The following is a 4,104-nucleotide window of genomic DNA, read 5'->3' as shown; positions in this document are numbered from 1 at the left end:
CGCGCACCAGTGGCGTTATACACTACCTTCATACAGAGCGCTACAAGGGCTACACGACCACTGTAGTCTTTGCCTCCTACTTTAACTAGCTCATTAGCGATGCGACTCTGACGACCGTCATTAACGGTACTGCTATTAAAGTTGAAGGTAGTGCTGCGGTTATTACCCTTGATGACAACACAGGGGCCCTCAACACTAACAATACGGTGCTGCTTGACACACAGACAGCCTACGAGAGCGGCCAGGTCATCACCAGACCACGTGGCTAATTTAGTGAGGAAGTGCTCACTATACATGCTAACTAAGCATTCGGCCTTAGTAGTATAGGTATGCTTGTCGTCTTCATAGGGAATAGATTTAGTTACACCTAAGTTAATGACCTTAGGATTCATTTTAGAATCTGTGGTGTAAACAACCCGGTGGTCTAGAAGCGCAAGGAACTTCTTAGACATACGGTTGTAACCAGATACGACATAGAGAATCGGACCTTCAGGCAGAAGGTCGAAGTTATTAGCCCCAAACAAGCGGGTTAGCTCTTTACGAGCTGCTGTGATGCGCTCCACTTGCTTAGGAGACACGACTCCACCGAGAGTACTAGGGTCAGGAATTAACATCTCGATAATGCTCTTCATGGTAGTGCTAGTGTTGGTGGTATTGGTAGAGGAGCTATCACTCTCTAACCCCTTAGTAGGGGCTCCTGTGTTAGAGAGCGGGCGGGTAGGAGTTACTGCTGCGGGCGCCGCACCAATAAGACCATCAATTGCTTGAATGGTTAGCGCAACAGCATCATCGTTGTTGACACTATTGTTAAAGACGAATTCCCAGTCTAATAACGTATTAGTGTCATCATATCCAACGGCTTCAGCATATTCGCCATAGGTTTTATAATCGAGTACGCGATCATCGAGACCTACGACTTCACGACAAATCGCAGGATCTAAACTATCTACCACATCCATCCATGTATCATCAGGACCAGGTGCCCCGCTTTCTACAAACGTGGTCATGAGATAGTGAGTGCATAAGAGGCGGGCCACTAATGCCGGGTCGTACATAAGCAGAGCTGCTTCGTATTCGTCGTTCTCGTGTTCAGTACCTTCGTAGTAAGATTTAGTGTCATGCCATTGAGCGGAGGCAGCACCGATGGCGGCCTCAGACACCAGAGCTATATCTAGGTCTTCAGTAAGACCTAGAGCTTGGCAGTGATGGACAAGCTCGTGAGTTATCGCGTATATATCTTTGAATGAAGATACAGTAACGACATTGTCACAATAAGACGCTATGTTCCCTTGTACGAAGGTGACACCGCATAGTTTACCTACGACTATCATGCGGCAAGCCAGTACATCACTTGGTAATTCTGGTACTACAACGCTCATACAGCGTTTAACGCGTGCTGCTTTATTAGTAGCTTTAGCAGCTTTAGCTATCGCTAAAACGGCTTTAGCGTTTTTAGTTTTGTACTTCTTGCCTACACACGTGCGGCCGTTGCCGCGGTAGTTTACGCGGCCTTGGTCGAGGGCAGCGATAATACTACCAGCAGCATTATTTACGGTAGCAACGGCTTTAGCGCCGGTTTTAATAGGACGCGAGGGACGCGCAAATACTGCGCTGACAGCGCGCAGTATAGGTTTGGCCTTACGTTGTCGTAAGACAAGTTTGTCTACGACGTTACGGTTACGTAATACGGGTTTGCGGGCGGCTGAGGCTGCAGCAGCTGCGGCACGCCGTGCGCTACGTCGTGCTGATTTTACAACGCAGGGGCGTTGCTGCTGAGGTAGAGAACGGATAGGACGGCCAGCCGACGCAATACGACGAGAGCGGCGGCGTACTACGCGATTAGCGCGACGACTGGCTATCTGCTGGGCACGGCGACCAGGGCCTACGCGTCGTGCAGTAATGCGAGTACCTGCTATAGCGGCGCTGATAAAGGTTACAAAAGATTGGAAGAAGACAAAGTTGACATTCATGGTGTTACTGGTAATGTAGAACCACTAAAAGAAAAAGGGGCCCTGCTTGGGCCCTTTTTACTTAGTCAAGTAGATCGTTTATATCACGTGCTTCATCAACAGTACCTGCTGCTGCGGCTGCTTCTGTTGCTGTTGCTGTTGCTTCTGTTGCTGCGGCTGCGGCTGCGGCTGCGGCTGCGGCTGCGGCTGCGGCAGTTGCACGAGCTGTTGCAGCAGCTTCCCGCTTGCGTTTGCGGGCGGCCGCTTTACTATGTAACTGTTCCGCAGTTACCACGGGTTTTGCTATAGCTGTTTTCTCAAACCCGTCCAGTATAGACGGGTCTATCTTCGGGCGCATGACTTCCCGATGAATTTGGATTTCCGCACCTTCAAGGTGAAAGTACTGGGTTATTGTGCCCTTGTATTCTGTTTCGCGTCCAACGCGGAGGTCTTCTGCGTTGAAGCTAACTTTTACACTTCCACATGATGAGCTTTCCCACTCGTCTTCGAAATCTGTAGATAACTCTACAGACATAACAACATCATCACTGGGGTCGCCGGAGAGAAGCTTTACAAACTCGGACGTAGATAAGCTACGGCCATCGGAGGTAGTGAGAGGTACCTCCCCGTTCTTAGCGGATATCAGTCGGAATTCTAGCCAGTAGCTAGATAGATCCAGGCGGCGCTTGATAGCGCCATTGTGCACGTAAGCAAGAACGCCAGGCTTAGTGCTAGCAGTCTTGCTTACGTTAAGCGTGAATGTGTAGTTTTTCATGGTGGGTTGGTTAGAGGGGTTAGAGGGGTTAGAAGGGTTAGAGGGGTTAGAGGCTTTGTTTCTCATTGTGAATACTTGGGTGTATAGGACTACTAAAAGAAAAGGGGCCAATTGCTCGCGTACTTAACGAACTCAGGCGCTGAGCTTCATTCCTCTTCTTTTTAACGCGCTATCATTTAGAGACGAGGGGCCCGCCTCTATCTTGAATAAGAAGTAGAGACGGGCCCATAGCATTAGTCTATTAGAGTAATAATCTCTAAATCACCATCTGGTACAACGTACCAGCGATGACCATCAATATCTAGATGACACGCTGGCCCATCTACAGACCGACGTTGAATTGTTTGACGATTCAACACGTGAAGATAAGTGTGATAAGGGCACATGGATTTACCTCCTAGAGTAAATGTTCACTAGAAAGAAAAGGGGCCGCCCACCCAACAGCCCCTTAACTACACGACTAGCTACAGACTACGCAAGAGAGCGTGCCTCCTTCTCTTCTATTCGATGGGAGAGAGCGCAAGCTTCCTCCCATAGGTTGTCAACATTTACCGCATATCCCTCGACCGTGAGGAATATAGAGAGATTACGGAGGCACGTAACCTCTTCTATCATTAGAGCGAGGCAGGTTGTCACTAGAAGGAAAAAGGGGCTGTGGTTAACAGCCCCCTAATATTATTCAGGTAAATCTACAGAGGGAGCCCACCCCGCTTCTAACATCGACACGTAATCGATGTCGGGATGGTAGTCCCGTTCAACATAAACTCCTTTACCCCGCTGGTAGCGGCAGAGGGGTAAGGGTACGTACTTGAGAGGCCGAATGAAGGCATAGTTACCCTCATTCCAGGTACCCACCTCCCAGTAAGTAGCCCACTCAGGAACTACCTCCGCTGTGGGTACCTCTATTTCCCACACGGTTGTGAAGGCACGACCAGGATTGAGCTTGACCAGCTGCTCTTCACAGACAGTTAGCTGTCCTTCATTGTAAGATACCTCTATACCTATCTTCTTAGCCATAGAAGATAAGATACTCGCTAGACGAGGCGGGCAGGGTAGCTTCATGTAATAGGAGTTGGGATTGAAGTTCCACGTGTCACGACACTCCACCTTGATGGTGTCGGGACCTACTGCCAGAATGCGGTAGTTGAAGTTACCGATGGCCCCGGCTAAAGAGGACCACCAGTCGTCGTAGTCCCCGGAAGCAACGAGAGAGGTGCGGCGGCTCATTTCTTCGTCCTTAAGATGAGCCTTGAGGCTTATTATTACCGCATCGCGTGTCTCAGCGATGTCAGCTTCAGATAAGGTTGGGGGTTGGGAACCACCCATGAAATAATACGAGATGAATGCCCACGTCGTTGGGTGGACGTAGATGCCCGCTGT

The 4,104-nt window shown here is 49.5% G+C and carries 3 protein-coding genes; all 3 read right to left on the bottom strand.

Features of this window, described 5'->3' with window-relative positions:
- On the bottom strand, positions 1-1,970 hold a 1,970-nt coding region (locus IM507_RS21230), incomplete at its 3' end, for a hypothetical protein (RefSeq protein ID WP_287637700.1).
- 61 nt (positions 1,971-2,031) lie between these two features.
- Positions 2,032-2,724: a hypothetical protein gene (locus IM507_RS21225; RefSeq protein ID WP_287637699.1), complete on the bottom strand. Its 693-nt coding sequence runs from the start codon at positions 2,722-2,724 to the stop codon at positions 2,032-2,034.
- 675 nt (positions 2,725-3,399) lie between these two features.
- Positions 3,400-4,104 (bottom strand): hypothetical protein (locus IM507_RS21220; RefSeq protein WP_287637698.1); only part of this gene is annotated, 705 nt, incomplete at its 5' end.

The organism is Microcystis sp. M20BS1 (assembly GCF_020245305.1).
Classification (GTDB): Bacteria; Cyanobacteriota; Cyanobacteriia; order Cyanobacteriales; family Microcystaceae; genus Microcystis; species Microcystis ichthyoblabe_A.
The sequence above is the reverse complement of the archived record's forward strand: the minus strand, read 5'-3'. Positions and strand labels throughout refer to the sequence as shown.